Raw genomic sequence first — 17728 nt, 5'->3', positions numbered from 1 at the left:
TATCTGGGAAAACGACTTCCATCGTCTATCCTATGGCTTCAGGCCAGAACGCAGTGTTCACCATGCGATTCGTAAGTAGTTGGCCAAATGGAATCGTATATTTCTGGCTAAGTGGGCAGTTACTATGCAAGGCGCAACGTAGGGAGCATAGCCGTAGCTATGTGACCGGAGTTGCAACGCCGCAGAGTGACTGCCCACTTAGTCAGAAATATATGATTTCATTTGGTTAACTACTTACTGTTAAGCTTCAATTGGAGGATGGCACTCACACCAGCGGGCGCTGGGTGATAGAAGGCGATCTCTCCAGCTACTTTGCTACTGTGCATCATCGCCTACTGATGAAAGGCGTTCGCAAGCGGATCAGGGATCAACGCTTCCTGACCCTGCTTTGGCGTTTTATCAAGGCAGGCCATATCGATAAGATGCTTTTCTGTGCAACCAGCGAAGGGGTGCCACAAGGTGGAGTTGTCTCTCCATTGCTAGCGAATATCATGCTCCATGAGTTCGATCAGTATCTGGAGCAGCGATATCTTAGTCCCAAGGCGCGTAAGGATCGTTGGTACTGGAATCATACTATTAAGATCAATCGTCCTATTGCTCTGCAAGAAGATCGACAATGGCAACCATCGGTTTCTTATTGTCGATATGCGGATATCGACATCCATTCCCAAGGATAAGACCAGAAACTTCATTGCGAAACTGACCAAAGAGCTGTCGAGTAATTACAGCAAAAGTAAGATCGACATGGTGGAGTTCATCAACCGCAAACTGAAGGGTTGGTCACATTTCTACCAATTTACCGATAATACGGCAATGGTCTACAACAAAGTGGACAGGGCAGTATTCTGGAAGCTGGGTCACTGGCTGGCTCGTAAATACCGTTGCAGCATGAAGTCAATCATGCGGAAATGGTGTAAGCATCCCGAAGCAGGCAAAGCCAAAACATGGGTATTGTTTGGAAGAACAGACAATGGAAACTTGTGTGGCGCCAGTCTGTTTCGATTAGTCAGCAGTACCAAGAGACCCTTTCGCTTCCGATTACCGGAATGCAATCCCTACCTCAGGGATGATGACCGTAAAACCGTTACATCAAAATATGGAGATGTTGCAATGGCTGTCAGCCACTGTTGAGTGGAGAGCCGTATGCGCTGAAAGGTGCACGTACGGTTCGGGGAAGAGATGCGAGGAAATAGTTCGACTACGCCCCGTGTCTTATTCCATTGCGCTCCAGGGTGCATGGGCAGTTCTGGTATTTGTACCTGATATTGGACATCTACAGTCGTAAGGTTGTTGGATGGGAGATCCATAGCCAGGAATCTGGTGAACTGGCGAGTGAACTGATTAATCGCACAGTGATAGCGGAAAGGTGCATCAAGACACCGATCGTGCTGCACTCGGACAACGGGGCACCGATGACCTCCAGCACCTTTAAAGCCAAACTGGTGGATTTGGGAATTATACCTTCCCACAGTCGACCAAGGGTGAGTAATGACAACGCATTTGCAGAGTCGGTATTCAAAACGGTCAAATATTGCCCGCAGTGGCCTTCCCAAGGCTTCTTGACCATAGAAGATAGACGACAGTGGATGCTGAAATTTGAGCAATTTTATAACCATGAACACAGGCATAGTTCAATCCGCTTTGTCACGCCTGTACAACGCCAGGAGCAGAGGGATCAAAAGATCCTTAAGCATCGAGATCAGCTGTACAGCAAAGCTCGGGAGGCGAACCCTTCACGCTGGTCAGGACAAACCAGAAACTGGCAACCTGTAGGAGCGGTAGCCCTGAACCCGGAGAGAATTCCAGAGCCGGAGGTACGCGAGAAAAAGGCGGCCTAAAATTCAGTTTTTGGGACAACTATCTTGAAAAACACCGACCATCCGACTCCAATGAACCATAAGCAGTTAACCAATATCATACTGCTACTGGCTTATCAGTCAGTTTAAAAAGCAGGCAAGACGGAAGTAACAGAACCTGATTCATGCTCATTTTTTTTGGTCTTATCAGACACTCTTAGAAGAGCGCCAGCTTGCTGACCAGCGATTCTTGCCAGTTGCCTATCACCGCTGCTCATGAAAACTTTATAGTAAGCCTTATGATAAGCACGTTGGTAAGACTTCAAGGCAACCTGCCCTTTTTCGGACTGTGCCCAGGCTTGGTAAGTAGCCTTCCGTTTCGCAGACACACGGTAAGCCTTCCCTTTCTCGGACTGTTCCCAGGCTCGTTTGGCAGCCTTACCTCTCTCAGACTGTGCATAAGCCCTGCGGCAAGCCTTCCCTCTCTCAGACTGTGACCAAGCCTTCCGGACAGCTTTCCCTCTCTCAGACTGTGCGTAAGACTTCTGGCAAGCCCTCCCTTTTTCAGACTTTGCGTAAGCCTTCTGGCAAGCCTTACCTCTCTCAGACTGTAACCAAGCCTTCCGGACAGCTTTCCCTCTTGCGGATTCACGGTAAGCCTTTCTGTAAGATTTCTCTCTGTTCGACTCCGTCCGGGCTCGTTTGGAAGCCCTCCGTTTCTCAGGTTGCACGTAAGTGTTATCATGACCGCTGGTCAAAGATTTGCCAGCTCCTGAAACAGAGGCTTCAACATCCAACTCATTTCCTGCTGTTTCTTGCAACGTGGAGATAAGTGGAAGATGATCATTACTTAAACCGTATGAGTGAGAGCTCACTTCATCGACCATACTCCAAACCTGCTCAATTCTTATTTCTGATTGATTGGATAGAATTCTGTTATTTTGTTCGGCCTCCTGATAATTCGTGGATTTATGTGATATGTCTGGCAGCTTGATTTTTTCAGGTTCTTGCGAATAAATAACCTTGACGGGTATTTTTTTAAAACGGGAATCATTGAACGGGTTATGGAAGTTTTCACTATATGTAATCAAGGGGTTTATATAATTATTTGGTGTAGTTTGATCAACTCGCAGCCCGAATACCAAACCACTTTGCTGCGAACAGTCTTTAACAGTGAATCCACTGCCCGACATAACAGACTCATACGCTCTTCGGGACCCCGAATACAAAAAGTGTGAATTAAAATATGGAGTAGACATTGAATTATTGAGTTATTGAATTAATGACTAGGACTATGCTTTCTTATAAAAGTTCCTACCTGAAAGATACTACTCCATATTTATGTCAGCCGGGCATAGCTCATTTATTTTTTGCTTTATTTGAATCCATCATAAAAGCGGTAGCTTGCCTGCCTGCGATTCTTGCTTGCGCTTTATCACCGGTATGCCTGAAAACTTTATTGTAAGCACTGGTGTAAAGCGTCCGGTAAGCCTTACCCCTCTCTGAATTTCTCCATATCAGTTTGGACTCCTTCCCTTTCTCGGAGTTTGCCCAGGCCTGTCTGACAGCCTTCCCATGCACAGAGTCACGGTAATTCTTCTGGTTAGCCTTCCCTTTCTCAGACTCATCGTAAGCCTTCCGGACAGCCCTCCCTTTCTCGGACAGACGGTAAGCCTTCCGGGCAGCCTTCCCTCTCTCAGACTGACGGTAAGCTCTATAGTATGCCTTACCTACCTCGGACTGAGCCCAGGCTCGTTTGGCAGCCTTCCGTTTCTCGGTATGTTCGTATGCATTCCGGGAAGCTTTTCGTTTATCGCTCTGTTCATAATCCTCAAGGAAAGCCTTCCTTCTTTTGGACTTCTGGTAAGCCTTCTGGTAAGCCCTATAATAAGCTTTCCCTGCTTCAGACCGATCCCAGGTTCGTTTTTTCAAAGGCCTCTGTTTCCCGGTCTGCCCACAGGCCTTCCGGGAAGCCTTCCCCTTTTCGGATTCATGGTGAACCTTCTCTTTCCCGGACTGTGTGCAAGCCTTATCAGGAACTACGGCCAGAGATTCACCAGATCCTGAAGCAGAAGCTTCAGCATCAAACCCATTTTCAGCCGTTTCTCTCAACGTTGAGGTGAGTGGAGGAGGATCAGTATTTATAGAGTATGAGTGAGAATACGCTTCACCGGCCATACCCAAAACCTGATGAGTTCTTGAATCTGATTGACTGGCAAGAACTCTGTTATTTTTGTCGTCCTCCGGTTGTGCCTTGGGTTCAGGTGAGAAGTCTGACGGCTGGTATTGTTCAAATTCTTGAGAATAAATCACCCTGACCGGCATTGTTTTAAAACGGGAGTCATTGAACGGGTTATGGAAGTTTACACTATATGGAATTAAGGGGTTTACATAATTATTTGGTGCAGTTTGATTAACTCGCAGCCCGAATACTAACCCACTTTGCTGCGACCGGTCGTGAAAAGCCAATCCACTGGCCGTCACAACAGATTCATACGCTTGCTGAAATACTGAATACAAGGAGTGTGAGTTAAAATATGGAGAAGCCATTGATTTGTTGAATTATTAGATTATTGAATTAATGATTAGGACTGTGCTTTCCTGGAAAAGTTCCTATCTGACAGACCAAACTTAATATTTAACTTAAAGGTTTATTCAACCGCATTATTTTTTGTTTTATTCGAATCCCTTATCAATCCGGCAGCTTGCCTGCCAGCAAATCTTGCCTGTTCTAAATCATGGGTATCCCTGAAAGCTCTATAGTAAGCCCTATAGTAGGCATTCTGGTAAGCCCTCCGCACAGCCTTACCCTTTTCGGAGTTACGGTAAAACTTCTGGTAGGCCTTTCGGGCAGCCTTCCGTTTCTCATCCTGTTCATGAGCATTATCAATAATGATGGTTAAAGATTCGTCAGATTTTGCAGCAGAAGCTGTAAGATCCAACTCATTACCAGCAGGCAATGGATCAGAACTTTCACCAGCCATACTACAAACCCGATCAATTCTTAATTCCGGTGGATTGGTAAGAATTCTGGTATTTCGATCAACCCCCTGGTGTGTCCCGGGTCTATATGATAAGTCTAACGGTGCACTTTGTTCATATTCTTGAGAATAAATAACCCTGACTGGCATTTTTTTAAAACGGGAGTCATTTAATGGGTTATGAAAGCTTTCATGATCTGGAATGAAGGAATTCACATAATTACTTGGTGCAGTTCGACCAACTTGCAGCCCGAATACCGATCCATGTTTCTGTACCCTTGCTGTAAAAGCCGATCTCCTGTTCGACATAACAGACTCATATGCTTTCTGAAATTCCGAATACAAGGGGTAAAAGTTAGAATACGGGTCAGACATTGAATTATTTAATTACAGAACCATAGATTTTGACAACTCCTTCTTATAAAAGTTCCGGCCTGACACATAACATTTAATATTTATATTGCTGAGCGATTTGTCGAGTGTTTGTTATGGTTCAATCTGTCTATAGCTGATTCTTTGCAACTGCTTACTGTCCAGTTGAGGATTAGTGATTTCACAAGAATTTTGCACATCAACAACTAATGAGCTTTCTGCGTTTGATTGCCCTAAATAGACTGGATTGAAAAACGCTCTTTATCAGGAATATATGTGGTGGCATGATCATTTTTCTGCGTTTTTGTTCTAACCGGTAAGGTAGAGTGGCTGATCTTTTTCAGTATCGTTATCGACAGTAGCTATCGATCTTTTTTCAAACCGGGGGGGCCAAATATATTTTGAAAAGACGCCATTGGCTGATAAAGGCGGCTTTCAGGCGTATCATCAGCATGCATAGTACATAGAACAGTAGCTACTGCTGAAACTTGACGGGAGAAAGCCTGACAGGATAGCGATATAAACTGCTTAAAAGTCGGTAACTCACGGATAAACAATAGTTCATTTGTCGTGCAATGTTTTCCTGGCTGACGATCAAGAACCTGTTTGCTCTCTAAGCGGCTCATTATTGCAGGGTGGTAGCTTCATATGCACTATAGTTTAGTCTTATTGACTCTTCAGAACTACCAGTCTTGAGAATATTCTTGTCTGATATAGAAAGGGAATTAATATCTGGAACTTCGTCCTCATTTTTGATACTTGCTAAACTATCGTACATCTGATGCGACTGCCCTGCTCATTATTGTTTGCTTTATTGGCTTCTCTTATAAAGGCGGTAGCTTGCCTGCCAGCGATTCTTGCCTGTTCAATTTCACCGGTAACCCTTAAAACCTTATGGTAAGCTTTACGGTAAGCCTTCAGGCAAGCACGTCCTTGCGAAGACTCACGGTAAGCCTTTTGATAAGCCCTCCCCTTCTGGGTCTGACGGTAATACTTCTGGTAAACCTTCTGATAAGCCCTCTGGGCAGCTTTCACTCTCTCGCGCTGACGGTAAGCCTTTCGGTAAGCCTTCCGCTTCTCGGTCTGTTCGTAGGCTTTGAGGTAAGCCTTCCGTCTTTCCGACTGCTCATAAGCCTTCCGGTCAGCTTTCCACTCCCCGGACTCACAGTGATCCTCATGGGAGCTGGTCAGAGATTCATCAGAGCCGGAAGCCGGAGCTTTATCATCCAACTCATTTTCTGCAGGCGATGTATCTCGTTGCAGCTGTTCACTATCCAGTTGAGGATTAGCAACTAATGTGTTTTGTGAGGTTGATTGCTCTAATCCTAAAATAGACTGGATCGAAAAACGTTCATTATCAGGAATATATTTGGGAGCATGATCATTATTCCGGGGTTGTATTCTGACAGGTAAGTAAAGCGGATGGTCTTCTTGAAGATGGCTACTAACCATTAGTATCGGCCTTTTTTCAAGCCGGGGATCACCTGATGGATCATTAAAAAGTACCTTTGGCTGCTGGAGGCAGTGTTTAACAGTTTCATCAGCACGCATAGCGCATCGCAAATTTGCTACGTCCACAACATCACGGAAGAATGCCTGACAGGATGCGGCAGATTCCGAATAAGCACTATCTCCAAAATAAGAAAAGTGATCCGCAGCTATATTAAAATTACAATCAGCAAAGTAGACAGGCATATTCATAGAATTATTGAATTATTGAGTTTTATCCTATGACCTCTATTTCATATAAAAGTTCAAACGTAAGCGCATTCAAAACCCACGCCCTACCACTTTAATCTCCACTGCGAAATCATAAGCCTTCTGCCTTTGTACAAGTCATTCCTGTCTCCCGGGCTGAAGCCGCAAGCACCGCTCTTCATCAAAGCCGCTGAGTTGTCCGGGCATCCTATTCCCAAGTCAGCAGTGACAACCTGCATGCTGGCCTACATGTTTGAAGGGTTCAGTGGCTAACTGCAAACGGATGGTTACAAAAGCTACGATGCAGTCTGCCGTCAGGAAGGCATAACGCAGCTTTAGGTGTTTTGACCATGTGAGACGTAAATTCACCGCTGCCAAAAAAGGCGAGGCCGAACCAGGCAAGAAGGTAAAGGGCAATAAAGTCAGCAAGGCAGATGTAGCCCTGAGCAAAATCCGCAAGCTGTATGCCATTGAAGAAGAGATCAAAGGACTCACCGCACCAGAGAAAAAAGTCCGCCGACAGGAAGACAGTAAGCCACTGCTTGATGACCTGCACCAGTGGCTACAGAAAAACGTCACCCGGCTGATACCGGACAGTCTTACCCATAAGGCCATGAGCCATGCCCTGAACCAGTGGTCAAAACTGGTGGTTTACTGTGAAGACGGACACCTCAACATTAGCAATGCGGCGGCTGAGAACGCTATCCGCCCCTTCACTGTGGGTAGGCGTAACCGGCTCTTTGCTGATACCCCGAAAGGTACCACAGCGAGTGCAACCTACTACAAGCCTTTAAGCAAGAAACCCGTGAACGCTTTGACAAGATAGAAGACACTCTTGCCATCATTGTGAACCACCTGCAGAAGTAACAGCCACATAACAACCGCTTCCACAGGACTCCGCCTGTGGTGAATGCTCCCGACATGGAGTCCTCTACCATCGTCGTTAACTGAGAGTACTGTCCTTTAAGGAATTGCCCCGTAATAAGTGCCGCATTTAACTGTTCCTACGCTCCAAATGCTGCCAGATCAACTTCCTCCAGGAACGGGCTTTTCAGTGCTTCTGCCACCGTCATCCGTTGACTTGGGTTATGATGCAAAAGAGCTTGCGCCAGTCGGATCGCTTTCGGGTTAACGCCCATACGTACCATTTCGGCAATGGCCTTATCCCGTCCATCAAGTTTGTATTTGATTGTCTCCACAGCGTCTGACAGGTCTGATCGATAGAAGTAACGCTTTCCGGTAAACATCTCTGTCAGCAGTACACCCAAAGACCAGGCATCTTCAGCCTTTAAGTTGACATTTTGAAAAATCAGATCGTCGGGTGACCTGTAGCCAGGGGGGCAAAGAGCGATATGCAGCACAAAGTCTGCCGGGTTGTAATCCTTGATGGTTAAATCTTTGTACCGAATATAAGCATACACTCGCTGGAGCTTTTTCTTGCAAGCCAGAGCCAGTTCTTTCAAGTTTCGTCCCTGCCAACTGCCTTGTTTCTCTGGAGTGGGCTCTTTGATACGGTGGGGATGATCTATCATGGATTTTGTTATTTTCATGGCGCTATTCCCTTAGAGTGAGATTTCCCTATTACCTGAAAATTCCTTACAAGTAGTTAAACCATTTTTTTTCATATAGATGCCTGACAGGCTGGTCAGCCAGGGTAACAGCTTGATTTTCGTGGAAAAGAAGAAATGCAAAGAGTCCGACAATAACCGAAGCCTGAATAAAGCTCCGGTTTTCTACAGGGCTCTGGACCCTGATATTACGCCGTTGCATCACCGGGGGATTGACTGGTATTGAGCTTATTTGATCGAGCTTTTGAAACTAAAGGCGTAGGCACCGTTACTGTCTGGCTGTCCCAGAAAAGCCAGCCCTTGTTTCATCGGAGCAGGTAGCGACGCATCGGGCGTCATTTTTCCGGTAAAGGTATAACGGCCACTGGTGCTCAGCTGAAAATCGCCATAGCTGTTCATGATGGATGATGTCTGTGTCACCCTGGCGATCAGGTTTCGGTTCTGACAGCTTAATTGTGCAGTTGAATTCCCCAGATCAAACTGGCCGAAGGGTGAGGTTAATCCACTGTTTGTGAGTGCTGCATTACCATTAATATTCACACACCCTTTGTCGTTTAAAATAAGATCATCCAGTTCCAGCAGGACATTACCTTGTACTTCACCGGGAATATTGCCGACTGTCGTGTCTTGTAAAGATGCGAGTAGCCACGGCGCGGTGGTATCCAGTTCGACATTATTCAGTGTCAGCGTCTTTCGGTTAATCACCACCATTCCCTGGCCTTCCACAGGGGATGCTGCATTGCCCAGCTCCACCGAAACCTGAACCTCACCTTTCAGGAGCGAGGCGGGTTCAATCTGCCAGCGGATGGCTGATAGCGCCAGCGGCTTTCGTGACACCGTCAGCGTGACGCTTTCTGCGGCTCCAGACCATAGAGTGCCGGTAATTCCAGACATGTTGACGGGTAGTTGCCTGGTTGACAGGTATTGCCAAACGGTTGCTGCCGACATATTGGCTATCAGAAAGCCGCTGTAACTGACCAGACCAAGCGTCGAAAGCAGTATAATCCTACCTGTTTTTCCCTGTTTCATATTCTCCTTAACCACGCTCAATCTGCAGGCGACGCACTTCAACAAAACCACTGGTATCCGTGGCTTCCAGTTGTATGTTGGCCACCTTGATCCGATGCTGTTGTTCCAATGTTGTCAGCCAGCCTATCAGTTTATCGAAGCGGGCATTGGCCAGATCAATATCCAGCGTTTCGTCCTGGCCGTTGGCTCGCTGAACCCGCTGGATTACCAGCTGATATCTGCCCGCCAGCTGGTGGATGGTCTGGTCCATGGGCGTATTGCTGACAGGTCGGGCAGTGGCACCTGAAGCTCTCAAACTGAGGATCTGCTCCGCCTGTTGTTGTATCTGCGTCAGCTGTGCGCGGCTGGCAGCCACTTTCTTCTCTGCCAGTGCCTGTTGTTCAGCAAGCGGTGTAATCAGGCCCTGCCAGATCAGCCAGATAAACAATGTGACCAGTGCCGTGGCAGTGAGCCACTGCTCTCGCCGGGAAAGCTGCCGCCAGCGGCCAATCATGCTTTGCCAGAAAGGGCTGGCGCTGTTTATGGTATTGGTAAGGAAGCTCATCAGGACACACCTCCTGAAATAACCAGCATGCCAGTCACTGTATCTCCGGTACGTTCAAGGGCTTCTATGGCAATGGTCAGTCCTTCGCCCCGGTTAAGATCTTGTTCAAACTGTTCCCGGAAACGGGTGAACACCTCAAAGTCACTGGCTTGTGCCTGAATACGCAGACTTTGTCGTGCACCTTCTCTGTTGTTAACAGTGAAGGCCATGGAACTGGCTTGCAGCTCGGGGAATGCATTCAGCACCGGGGTAATTTGGGCCAGCATGGCCAGCATACTCTGTGAGGTTTCTTCCGGTTGCTGTAACGCTGCCAACTTTTGCCGCATCTGGGATTGCAGCCTGACAACCCGTTCACCCGGAAACAGCTGTCGGTAAATATTGTTGGCCTGCTGTTGATAAGATGCCGCAGTCTGTTCCAGTTGATGGGTTTCCAGCACCGAGTGAGCGGTTACCAGTATCAGCAGCAGGCAGGCCATCAGGGCGGTGGACCACCAGGGCAGTAGTCGTTGGCGCCAGGGTGAGGCAGGCTGCCATTGTCCCTGTAGCAGGTTGAGTTGTGTATTACCGGCCTGGGGGGCCAGCAGTGTTAATGGCACTAGGGCATGTTGCTCTGTTTCCAAAAACGTCAGTTCAGGATGCTCCTTTTTCAGGCCATCCATAAACAGCGTTAACCACTGTGACTCACAGACGGCTGTCTGCCACTGGCCATATCGGGCAATGATCAAATCATCAATTTGCAATAAACGGCACTGGTTTTCTTCAATGGGCAGCATCAGGGCATCGGGTACCCAGCGTTTGGTTATCACTCCGGCATCGGTCAGCCAGCCTTGCCACTGTGTCATATCAGCCTGTTTGATGACGGCCAGATGAGCCTGACTGTCCCCATGTTGGAGAACGGCAACGTGCAGGTCTTCAACATCATCACCCAGCTCTTCTTCCAGACGCCAGGGAAGGGACTGGCGAACAGCGGGGGTCAGTCGTCCCTGAATAGTCAGAGTATGCAGTGTCACCCGGGCTGATGGCACCAGAATGGTAACGGCCATCGTAGCAATTGGCTGACCGGACAATGTCCCGCTGCTGACGGTTGTGCCAGCATATTGCGCAATAAAATCCGACACCGTTGGCCAGAAACCATGGGCAATGCGGTATTGTTCAGAGTTGTCCTGAAGCGTTTCAGTGGCGATATCCGCCGGGCAAAGCTGCCAATAAACCGGTTGGTCGTGATGCTCCGGTAACCTCAATAGCAGGTGAGGATTCATTAAACTCCTCCAAATTTACGGCGAAGGACCGTTAATTGGTTGTCTTTGGAGCGAGCCAGAAGACTGTTCAGTCTGACTTCGCTTGCGCCGTAATTGGCTGTTGCATGCATTTCAAAATAGTAGCTGACGATGGTCAGACGCTTGTCTGCGCCAGTACTGCTGAAGTTGGCCAGCAGTGGCTGGCTGGTGAAATCAGCCACCGCATCCCATCCTTCCCGTGGCCGGGTTTCCAGAATATTGCGTGCCTGATCAACGGGCAGCTGATCAATATAGAGCGCGGCCAGTATTTCCGGTTGGTCAACAGGAATGGTATTCACATTGATGGTCAGCTCGGTACTGGGCAGGGCACAGAGGTAAGGCATAACTTTTTGGGCGACTGACGTTGATACTCCGGCCACGGCACGCCATTCACTGATATCGCGCATCAGGGTTTTGCTGCTTAAATAAGGGAGTGGCCGGGCGAGGTAATCCAGGTCACTTTCACCTTCGGGAAGATCTTCACTGCTGACCCAGTTTCGGGTTGCTTGGGTAATCCTGTCTGACTCCCACTGTGGTATTTCCAGGTATTGCAGCAGGGCAGAAAATACCTGACTTTCAGGTGACTTCTGTAATGTGTCGTTCGCTTCTGTAAGGGGCTTTGCCAGGGCATTGATATTAAAACAGGACTGTGAGTCTTTCAGTTGACCGGCAATCTGGCCACCTTCAACCGGTAATACCACATTGGTGGTGGCCCAGTACTGACCGAGATGGGTGACGTCCGGATCATCTTCAAAGTTCTGTTTCAGCGTCTTGATCGCCAGGCTTTCCCCGGAAAAGGCATACCAGCGCGCCTGCTCCCGTTGCTGCATGGATTGGGTTCTGGTCAACTGGGTGCGGAAGGAGAGTGTTAACTCATTGGCCAGTAAAACCAGCAGGGTCAGCATCAGCAATACGCTCAGCAGGGCAATGCCCTGCTGGCGATTAGGGTAAGGGGCTTTGCTACCTTTGTGCCTGGAAAAGCAATTACCACGGAGGCACAGAGACACGGAGAAAAGAAAGCCTTTCTCTGTGTCTCTGTGCCTCTGTGGTGAATCATTATTTAGACCCGTCATGATGCAGGCTGCCAGGATGCTGGCAGTATATAGCGTCGCTCTATACGTCCAAAGTCGCTCATATCAAACTCAATTTTCAGTCCTTCCGGTAAAGAGCCTTCAGCCAATAATAAAGAGTCACGCCACTGACCATTGATGTAAAAACTGAATTTCAATGAGTTGATATCGGTTAATAAGGTCTGGGTAACCGGCTCGACATTGATGGATGCAGGATCGAGAACATGATGATACTGGCGCTCCAGACGGTTATCACGGAGCCGGTAAAAGACCCGTTGCAGTTCCGGCCTGGGTAACCGGTAGTCCGGGTTGTGCCAGCCATGGCGCACCAGTGCCAGTGCTTCATCGTCACTGTCCAGCATCTGCGAGTCGCTGAACAGGCTTTGCGCCGTGACCCGGTTATCTACCCGGGTTCCCCGGTCGGCAATTTGTTGCAGGTCCTGGTCAATCAGCAACAACGTGTATTGCAGTTGTCGCAGCCGCTCATTTTTAGTCAGCACAACATCATGGGCGGTCATCACGCCCTGAAAAATCTGCCAGGCACTGAGGCTGATAATGCTGAAAATAGCGATGGCCACCAGCATTTCCAACAGGGTAAAGCCTTTCTCCTGATATGGGCGTTTATCTGGCAGCCTTTTTCCCAGAGATAAAGAGCGTTTTTTTTTGAACAACAAAGTGTCAATAAATGCTCCTTGCGTTATCGAAACTTCCACCATCCATGGTGGTCGTACGAAAGGACAAAACTCAGGAATAAAAATCTTTGCTTTGTGTCTTTGTGTCTTTGTGGTGAAGTCTTTAACTCGTTTCATCATCCCTGTTTAACCATATAGCTTCTCAGTGTCGCCAGTACCGGACTTTGTTCGCCCTGTTCACCGCGTACTTCAACATCAATCGCCCGGAAATCGTTATCAGCGGTTTTGATACTGCGAAAACGGACAAACCATTGCTGTCCAGCCAGTTCATGCTCTGCCCGTTGCCAGCTGAGTGTTGGCCACTTCTGTGTCAGATGAATGTCTGTCATCTGATTATCCGCCACCAGTCTTGCCAGGGTGCGTTGTTCCAGTATCGGCGTGTTGCGCACACTTTCGCCGCTCATGAACAGTACCGACATCCCGACAATGGCCAGCAGTGCAAGGGCCAGCAGTACTTCCAGTAAAGTAAAACCCTGTGCCGCAGAGACTCTGGAAGGCGTCATTGTTTGACTCCTTCCATCAGGGCGATTTCGCCATGTTCTTCTATGTTGATGGACAGGGCGTGCCTGGGGTCATCCGCCGAAAAGAGCCTTAACTCTGCCGGTGAAATCTCTCCGGAGGCCCAGAAGAACAGATCTGGTTCAGCCTTAAGTTCGGAGTCTGATAAAGACGCTTTATCGTCAGTATCAAAGGTAAAACCTTTATCCTGTTCCAGAGTGTCTCGCCAAACCGACTCCCCGGGCAAAATGGCCAACCGCAGGGCCTTATTCAATGCGACCGGCGAGAGGGTCCGGTCCTGGCTGACTGGCTGCCATTTCCCCTGCTTATAAACCAGAAATTGATAGCCTTCGGTCGTCTGTTGCAGCCCCATATCCATACCATGGAGCAGTGCTTTTTCCTGCGAGGTGTGAGCCAGCATGATCAGACGTCGGGCCTCTTTCTGCATAAGTGCACCACTGTCGTCAGGCATCAGTGATGGAAGAATGGTGGATATGGCTAACCCCAGGAGTACCATCACCAGCATGATTTCCAGCAGTGTGAAACCGAGCTGGTTGACTCGCTGTCCTGTTTCGGAGTGTGTAACGTCGTTAGCCATTGAGCGTGGTTAGCTATCCAGGTTCCAGTTACCGGTATCGTCATCGGTGCCTGACTGACCATCAGGGCCAGCGGAGAAAATATCCACAGGACCGTGTTCCCCCGGGCTCAGCATCAGATAATCGTTACCCCATGGATCTTTTGGCAGACGACGAATGTAGCCATTGTCACGGTACGATCTGGGCTCCGGGCTGCCAGACGGTTTGCTGACCAGCGCTGCCAGTCCCTGCTGGGTGGAGGGGTAGTTGTTATTTTCCAGCTTGTACATATCCAGTGCATTTTCCAGGGCAACGATATCACTCACCGCTTTTTGCAGATCGGCCTTATCTTTATTGCCGATAATGTTGGGGGCAACCATACTGGCCAGTACGCCAAGAATGACAATCACCACCATGATTTCCAGCAGGGTAAAACCTGACTGCTTCTGTCTTTTATTAAGAGGGTTCATTGGGTTTTCCTAATGGTCTGATACTGGTTTTTACCACAAAGTTTACTCTGAAGTCTGGCAACAGAATGTAAGTACGATATGCATTCCCAAGGGGAGAGGGTGTTACAAAAGTTATAAAAGCCTTGAACCACAAAGGCACGAAGGCACAAAGAAAGCTTTTTTGTTTGCCGAGCGTAACTCAGGCAAGCCCACAAAAAACTTTGTGACTTTGTGCCTTTGTGGTTCCCTTCTTTTTTAAGGCTTTCTCCAACAGACTCAGGACTGTAGGGCCATGGTATACAACAAACATCAACCGCCCACCAGTGAGTTCAGGTCCAGCATTGGCGTCAAAATGGCCATAACAATAAAAAGTACGACACCTGCCATGGAAACAATCAACAATGGGCCAAAAATGCCCAGTGCGATATTTACCTGGGATTCAAATTGCTGATCCTGATTATCTGCCGCCCTGGCCAACATGCCGGTCAGTTCACCGGACTTTTCACCGCTGGCAATGATGTAAAGCATCATGGGGGAGAACAGTTCGGTCTGCTCCAGTGACTGCCAGAGCGAAGACCCCTCCCTGACCCGCTCAGCGGCGTTGAGCAGTGACGTCTGCATGTGTTGATTCACCAGCACCTTTGCCGCAATCCCCATTCCTTCCAGTAATGGCACGGTACTGCTGGTCAGTATGCTCAGGGTTCTGGCAAAACGGGCGCCATCGACCCCGCTGAGAACACTGCCAATCAGTGGCAATTTTAGTAGCCAGCGGTCGTGTACCAGTCGGCAGGTTCGGCTTCGCTGCAGGATCTGTTGACGTATTACCAGGGTGACAAGCAACGCCATGGCGATGCCCGCTCCATAGGCACGAATAAAGTCACTGATGCTGATCAGAGTGAGCGTCATGGCGGGCAGCTGTTGCCCCATATGGGCAAACTGTTCAACCACCGTGGGAACCACGGTCACCAGCAGCGCCGCCACAACACCAATGGCAACCAGTGTCAGGATGGCCGGGTAGATCATGGCCTGAATCAGTTGTCCTTTGATTTTCTGGCGGTGCTCGGTGAAGTCGGCCAGCCTTTCCAGCACGCCCTCCAGGTGCCCTGATTTTTCCCCTGCCGCCACCATGGAACGGTAAAGCCGGTCAAAGGTTTTCGGGTAGCAGGCCAGGCTGTCCGCCAGCGATTGCCCTTCAAGAATTTTTGAACGAACCGTGGTGATGATGGATTTCAGGTGCGGTTTGCGCAGCTGTCTTACCAGTGCCTGCAGACACTCTTCCAGGGGGATGCCCGCAGCAACCAGCGTCGCCAATTGCCGTGTCAGCAGTGCGACTTCCGCATCGGTTGCCTGTCTTTGCAACAAGGAGCGAAACAGGCTGCCCGATGATGAACGTTTATTTTGGGTCGTATCCGACGTTTCCTGGCCAGTGGCTGCACTGACGACGATGGCATTGAGTCCGGAAACCCGCAGTTTTTGCCGCACCTGACGAGGTGAGTCGGCTTCTATGACGCCTTTACTTTTTTTCCCTTTGGCATCCAGGGCTTCGTAAGCAAATACGCTCATAGGCTGTTATTCCCTGGTGACACGCATCACCTCTTCCAGAGTGGTGATGCCGCTGAGAATTTTTCTGAAACCATCCGTTTGCATACTATTTGACGAATGACGTATTTCCTGTTCAATGACTTGTTCACCGGCACCATCATGAATCAGCTGGCGCACCCGGTCATTGACCAGAAACAGTTCATGGATGCTGGTTCGGCCACGGTAACCGGTGTTATGACACGCATCACAACCGGTGGATTGCCACAGCAAATGGTTTGCTGAAAGTCCCATCAGGCTGGTTTCAAGGTCGGTGGCAGGGCGCTGTTGTCTACAGTCCGGGCAGAGTGTTCTGACCAGGCGCTGGGCCAGTACTCCCAGCAGGCTTGAGGCCAGCAGGAAGGGCTCAACCCCCATATCCCTGAGGCGGGTGACGGCACCGACGGCGGTATTGGTGTGCAGTGTGCTGAGTACCAGGTGTCCGGTTAACGACGCCTGTACGGCAATTTCGGCGGTTTCCAGGTCACGGATCTCACCGATCATGACCACGTCCGGGTCCTGTCGCAGAATTGCCCGCAGCCCCCGGGCAAAGGTCATATCCACCTTTGGATTAACCTGGGTCTGGCCAATCCCCTCCAGTTCGTACTCCACGGGGTCTTCAACCGTGAGAATGTTGCGCTCACTGTTGTTAATAACACTCAGCCCCGCATAGAGCGTGGTACTCTTGCCGGAACCGGTAGGGCCGGTAACCAGAAGGATGCCATGGGGTTTATGCAACTGCTCCCGAAACTGTTGGCAAAGTGTGCCTTCCATACCAAGACTGGCCAGGTCCAGCCGGACACTGTTGCGATCCAGCAGACGCATAACGATCCGTTCACCGTGGCGAGAAGGCAGGGTTGAGACACGAACATCGACGGCACGGCCACCAAGACGAAGGGATATACGACCATCCTGGGGAATACGCTTCTCCGCGATGTCCAGTCTGGCCATGACTTTTACCCGGGACACCAGCACGGCTGCCAGCTTGCGCTGGGGACGGAGGATCTCCCGTAAAACACCATCAACACGAAAACGAACGGTCAGGTTTCGCTCAAAGGTTTCAATATGGATGTCAGAGGCACCTTCCTTGATGGCCTCGCTGAGCATGGCATTGATCAGGCGGATAATCGGTGCACCGTCGTCGGCTTCGAGCAGGTCTTCATCTTCTGGCAGTTCTTCTGCCAGGGCCTGAAGACCTTCATCATTGCCGATGTCGTTCATGAGTTGTCGTGCAATGGAGGAGTCCTGTTGATAATGGTTGGCCAGTTTCTGCTCAAACTCATCATCGTCCAGGGCTATCAGGGTCAGTGATACGCCAGCGAAACGTCTGACCTCCTGCAGTGCGGCAGTAGACGGCAGCCCTTTGTACCAGACCTGAGCCTTGCCCTGGTCGTTGTATGCGAGCAGCAAGTTAAAGCGACGGGCGAAAGAGAACGACAAGTTGCGTATTCTTTCCGGGCTGACAGGCTCTGGCTCGGCGATGATCGAATCCCTCATCCGTTTCTCAATGGTCAGGGTCAGCGCTTCACTGAGGGCTTGCTCTTCCCGTTGGGATGTTCCATTGCTAAAAGCTGTATCAGGGCTCAGGGCTGCTTCGGTCA

General features: G+C 49.3%; 17 protein-coding genes and 2 pseudogenes. 4 read left to right on the top strand and 15 right to left on the bottom strand.

Features of this window, described 5'->3' with window-relative positions:
• Positions 1–284 precede the first annotated feature (284 nt).
• The 3 genes and pseudogenes from CX664_RS28065 to CX664_RS05230 form a co-directional block, all read left to right on the top strand.
• A complete protein-coding gene (locus tag CX664_RS28065; protein ID WP_420810345.1) occupies positions 285–677 on the top strand; it encodes a reverse transcriptase/maturase family protein in 393 nt (130 codons plus the stop codon).
• Positions 646–1131 carry a group II intron maturase-specific domain-containing protein gene (locus tag CX664_RS28060; RefSeq protein ID WP_163372370.1) on the top strand — a complete coding sequence of 162 codons (486 nt, stop codon included), beginning with the start codon at positions 646–648 and terminating at the stop codon, positions 1129–1131. The genes CX664_RS28065 and CX664_RS28060 overlap by 32 nt, the downstream gene beginning before the upstream one ends.
• An 89-nt stretch (positions 1132–1220) precedes the next feature.
• Positions 1221–1838, top strand: a pseudogene (locus CX664_RS05230) (transposase); the annotation flags it as partial.
• Between the two features lie 104 nt (positions 1839–1942).
• Here the strand turns inward: CX664_RS05230 and CX664_RS05225 are convergent.
• The 4 genes from CX664_RS05225 to CX664_RS05210 all read right to left on the bottom strand — a co-directional run bounded on the left by CX664_RS05225 (position 1943) and on the right by CX664_RS05210 (position 6601).
• A complete protein-coding gene (locus CX664_RS05225) occupies positions 1943–2989 on the bottom strand; it encodes a hypothetical protein (protein ID WP_101745723.1) in 1047 nt (348 codons plus the stop codon).
• A gap of 166 nt (positions 2990–3155) precedes the next feature.
• Positions 3156–3974: a hypothetical protein gene (locus CX664_RS05220; protein ID WP_145999835.1), complete on the bottom strand. Its 819-nt coding sequence runs from the start codon at positions 3972–3974 to the stop codon at positions 3156–3158.
• Positions 3975–4447: 473 nt separating this feature from the next.
• Positions 4448–5086, bottom strand: coding sequence for a hypothetical protein (locus CX664_RS05215; protein ID WP_101745721.1), 639 nt, complete (start codon positions 5084–5086; stop codon positions 4448–4450).
• 825 nt (positions 5087–5911) lie between these two features.
• Positions 5912–6601 (bottom strand): hypothetical protein, encoded by a 690-nt coding sequence (locus tag CX664_RS05210; RefSeq protein ID WP_145999834.1) that lies wholly within the window; start codon positions 6599–6601, stop codon positions 5912–5914.
• Positions 6602–7196: 595 nt separating this feature from the next.
• On the opposite strand from CX664_RS05210, the pseudogene CX664_RS05205 reads away from it, so the two are divergent.
• Positions 7197–7673: pseudogene (locus CX664_RS05205) on the top strand (IS66 family transposase); the annotation flags it as partial.
• 178 nt (positions 7674–7851) lie between these two features.
• On the opposite strand, the gene CX664_RS05200 reads toward CX664_RS05205, so the two are convergent.
• The 11 genes from CX664_RS05200 to gspE form a co-directional block, all read right to left on the bottom strand.
• Positions 7852–8397 carry a protein kinase domain-containing protein gene (locus tag CX664_RS05200; RefSeq protein WP_101745718.1) on the bottom strand — a complete coding sequence of 182 codons (546 nt, stop codon included), beginning with the start codon at positions 8395–8397 and terminating at the stop codon, positions 7852–7854.
• Positions 8398–8643: 246 nt separating this feature from the next.
• Positions 8644–9444 carry a type II secretion system protein N gene (locus CX664_RS05195; protein ID WP_101745717.1) on the bottom strand — a complete coding sequence of 267 codons (801 nt, stop codon included), beginning with the start codon at positions 9442–9444 and terminating at the stop codon, positions 8644–8646.
• Between the two features lie 7 nt (positions 9445–9451).
• Positions 9452–9988 carry a type II secretion system protein GspM gene (gspM, locus tag CX664_RS05190; RefSeq protein ID WP_101745716.1) on the bottom strand — a complete coding sequence of 179 codons (537 nt, stop codon included), beginning with the start codon at positions 9986–9988 and terminating at the stop codon, positions 9452–9454.
• The gene (gene gspL, locus CX664_RS05185) at positions 9988–11247 is read right to left on the bottom strand and encodes a type II secretion system protein GspL (RefSeq protein WP_101745715.1); all 1260 of its coding nucleotides are present in this window, start codon (positions 11245–11247) and stop codon (positions 9988–9990) included. Before gspL ends, gspM begins: the two co-directional genes overlap by 1 nt.
• Positions 11247–12338, bottom strand: coding sequence for a type II secretion system minor pseudopilin GspK (gspK, locus tag CX664_RS05180; protein ID WP_101745714.1), 1092 nt, complete (start codon positions 12336–12338; stop codon positions 11247–11249). The genes gspL and gspK overlap by 1 nt, the downstream gene beginning before the upstream one ends.
• A complete protein-coding gene (gene gspJ / locus CX664_RS05175; RefSeq protein WP_101745713.1) occupies positions 12335–13147 on the bottom strand; it encodes a type II secretion system minor pseudopilin GspJ in 813 nt (270 codons plus the stop codon). The genes gspK and gspJ overlap by 4 nt, the downstream gene beginning before the upstream one ends.
• The gene (gene gspI, locus CX664_RS05170) at positions 13144–13530 is read right to left on the bottom strand and encodes a type II secretion system minor pseudopilin GspI (RefSeq protein ID WP_101745712.1); all 387 of its coding nucleotides are present in this window, start codon (positions 13528–13530) and stop codon (positions 13144–13146) included. Before gspI ends, gspJ begins: the two co-directional genes overlap by 4 nt.
• Positions 13527–14123 carry a type II secretion system minor pseudopilin GspH gene (gene gspH, locus CX664_RS05165; RefSeq protein ID WP_101745711.1) on the bottom strand — a complete coding sequence of 199 codons (597 nt, stop codon included), beginning with the start codon at positions 14121–14123 and terminating at the stop codon, positions 13527–13529. Before gspH ends, gspI begins: the two co-directional genes overlap by 4 nt.
• A gap of 9 nt (positions 14124–14132) precedes the next feature.
• Positions 14133–14570, bottom strand: coding sequence for a type II secretion system major pseudopilin GspG (gene gspG, locus CX664_RS05160; protein ID WP_101745710.1), 438 nt, complete (start codon positions 14568–14570; stop codon positions 14133–14135).
• A gap of 288 nt (positions 14571–14858) precedes the next feature.
• Positions 14859–16112, bottom strand: coding sequence for a type II secretion system inner membrane protein GspF (gene gspF / locus CX664_RS05155; RefSeq protein WP_101745709.1), 1254 nt, complete (start codon positions 16110–16112; stop codon positions 14859–14861).
• Between the two features lie 6 nt (positions 16113–16118).
• Positions 16119–17624, bottom strand: a complete 1506-nt coding sequence (gspE, locus tag CX664_RS05150) for a type II secretion system ATPase GspE (protein ID WP_420810346.1) — start codon at positions 17622–17624, stop codon at positions 16119–16121.
• Between the last annotated feature and the right edge of the window lie 104 nt (positions 17625–17728).

The sequence above is a fragment of the Endozoicomonas acroporae genome (genome assembly GCF_002864045.1).
Taxonomy (GTDB): Bacteria; Pseudomonadota; Gammaproteobacteria; order Pseudomonadales; family Endozoicomonadaceae; genus Endozoicomonas; species Endozoicomonas acroporae.
Note: the sequence above shows the minus strand (reverse complement) of the source record. Positions and strands in the feature narration are given on the sequence as shown.

Coding starts and splice junctions, on each gene's coding strand:
- CX664_RS28060 (WP_163372370.1), top strand. CDS start 646: ATGCGGATATCGACATCCATTCCCAAGGATAAGACCAGAAACTTCATT.
- CX664_RS05225 (WP_101745723.1), bottom strand. CDS start 2,989: ATGTCGGGCAGTGGATTCACTGTTAAAGACTGTTCGCAGCAAAGTGGT.
- CX664_RS05220 (WP_145999835.1), bottom strand. CDS start 3,974: ATGGCCGGTGAAGCGTATTCTCACTCATACTCTATAAATACTGATCCT.
- CX664_RS05215 (WP_101745721.1), bottom strand. CDS start 5,086: ATGTCGAACAGGAGATCGGCTTTTACAGCAAGGGTACAGAAACATGGA.
- CX664_RS05210 (WP_145999834.1), bottom strand. CDS start 6,601: ATGGTTAGTAGCCATCTTCAAGAAGACCATCCGCTTTACTTACCTGTC.
- CX664_RS05200 (WP_101745718.1), bottom strand. CDS start 8,397: ATGAAAATAACAAAATCCATGATAGATCATCCCCACCGTATCAAAGAG.
- CX664_RS05195 (WP_101745717.1), bottom strand. CDS start 9,444: ATGAAACAGGGAAAAACAGGTAGGATTATACTGCTTTCGACGCTTGGT.
- gspM (WP_101745716.1), bottom strand. CDS start 9,988: ATGAGCTTCCTTACCAATACCATAAACAGCGCCAGCCCTTTCTGGCAA.
- gspL (WP_101745715.1), bottom strand. CDS start 11,247: ATGAATCCTCACCTGCTATTGAGGTTACCGGAGCATCACGACCAACCG.
- gspK (WP_101745714.1), bottom strand. CDS start 12,338: ATGACGGGTCTAAATAATGATTCACCACAGAGGCACAGAGACACAGAG.
- gspJ (WP_101745713.1), bottom strand. CDS start 13,147: ATGATGAAACGAGTTAAAGACTTCACCACAAAGACACAAAGACACAAA.
- gspI (WP_101745712.1), bottom strand. CDS start 13,530: ATGACGCCTTCCAGAGTCTCTGCGGCACAGGGTTTTACTTTACTGGAA.
- gspH (WP_101745711.1), bottom strand. CDS start 14,123: ATGGCTAACGACGTTACACACTCCGAAACAGGACAGCGAGTCAACCAG.
- gspG (WP_101745710.1), bottom strand. CDS start 14,570: ATGAACCCTCTTAATAAAAGACAGAAGCAGTCAGGTTTTACCCTGCTG.
- gspF (WP_101745709.1), bottom strand. CDS start 16,112: ATGAGCGTATTTGCTTACGAAGCCCTGGATGCCAAAGGGAAAAAAAGT.
- gspE (WP_420810346.1), bottom strand. CDS start 17,624: ATGAGGGATTCGATCATCGCCGAGCCAGAGCCTGTCAGCCCGGAAAGA.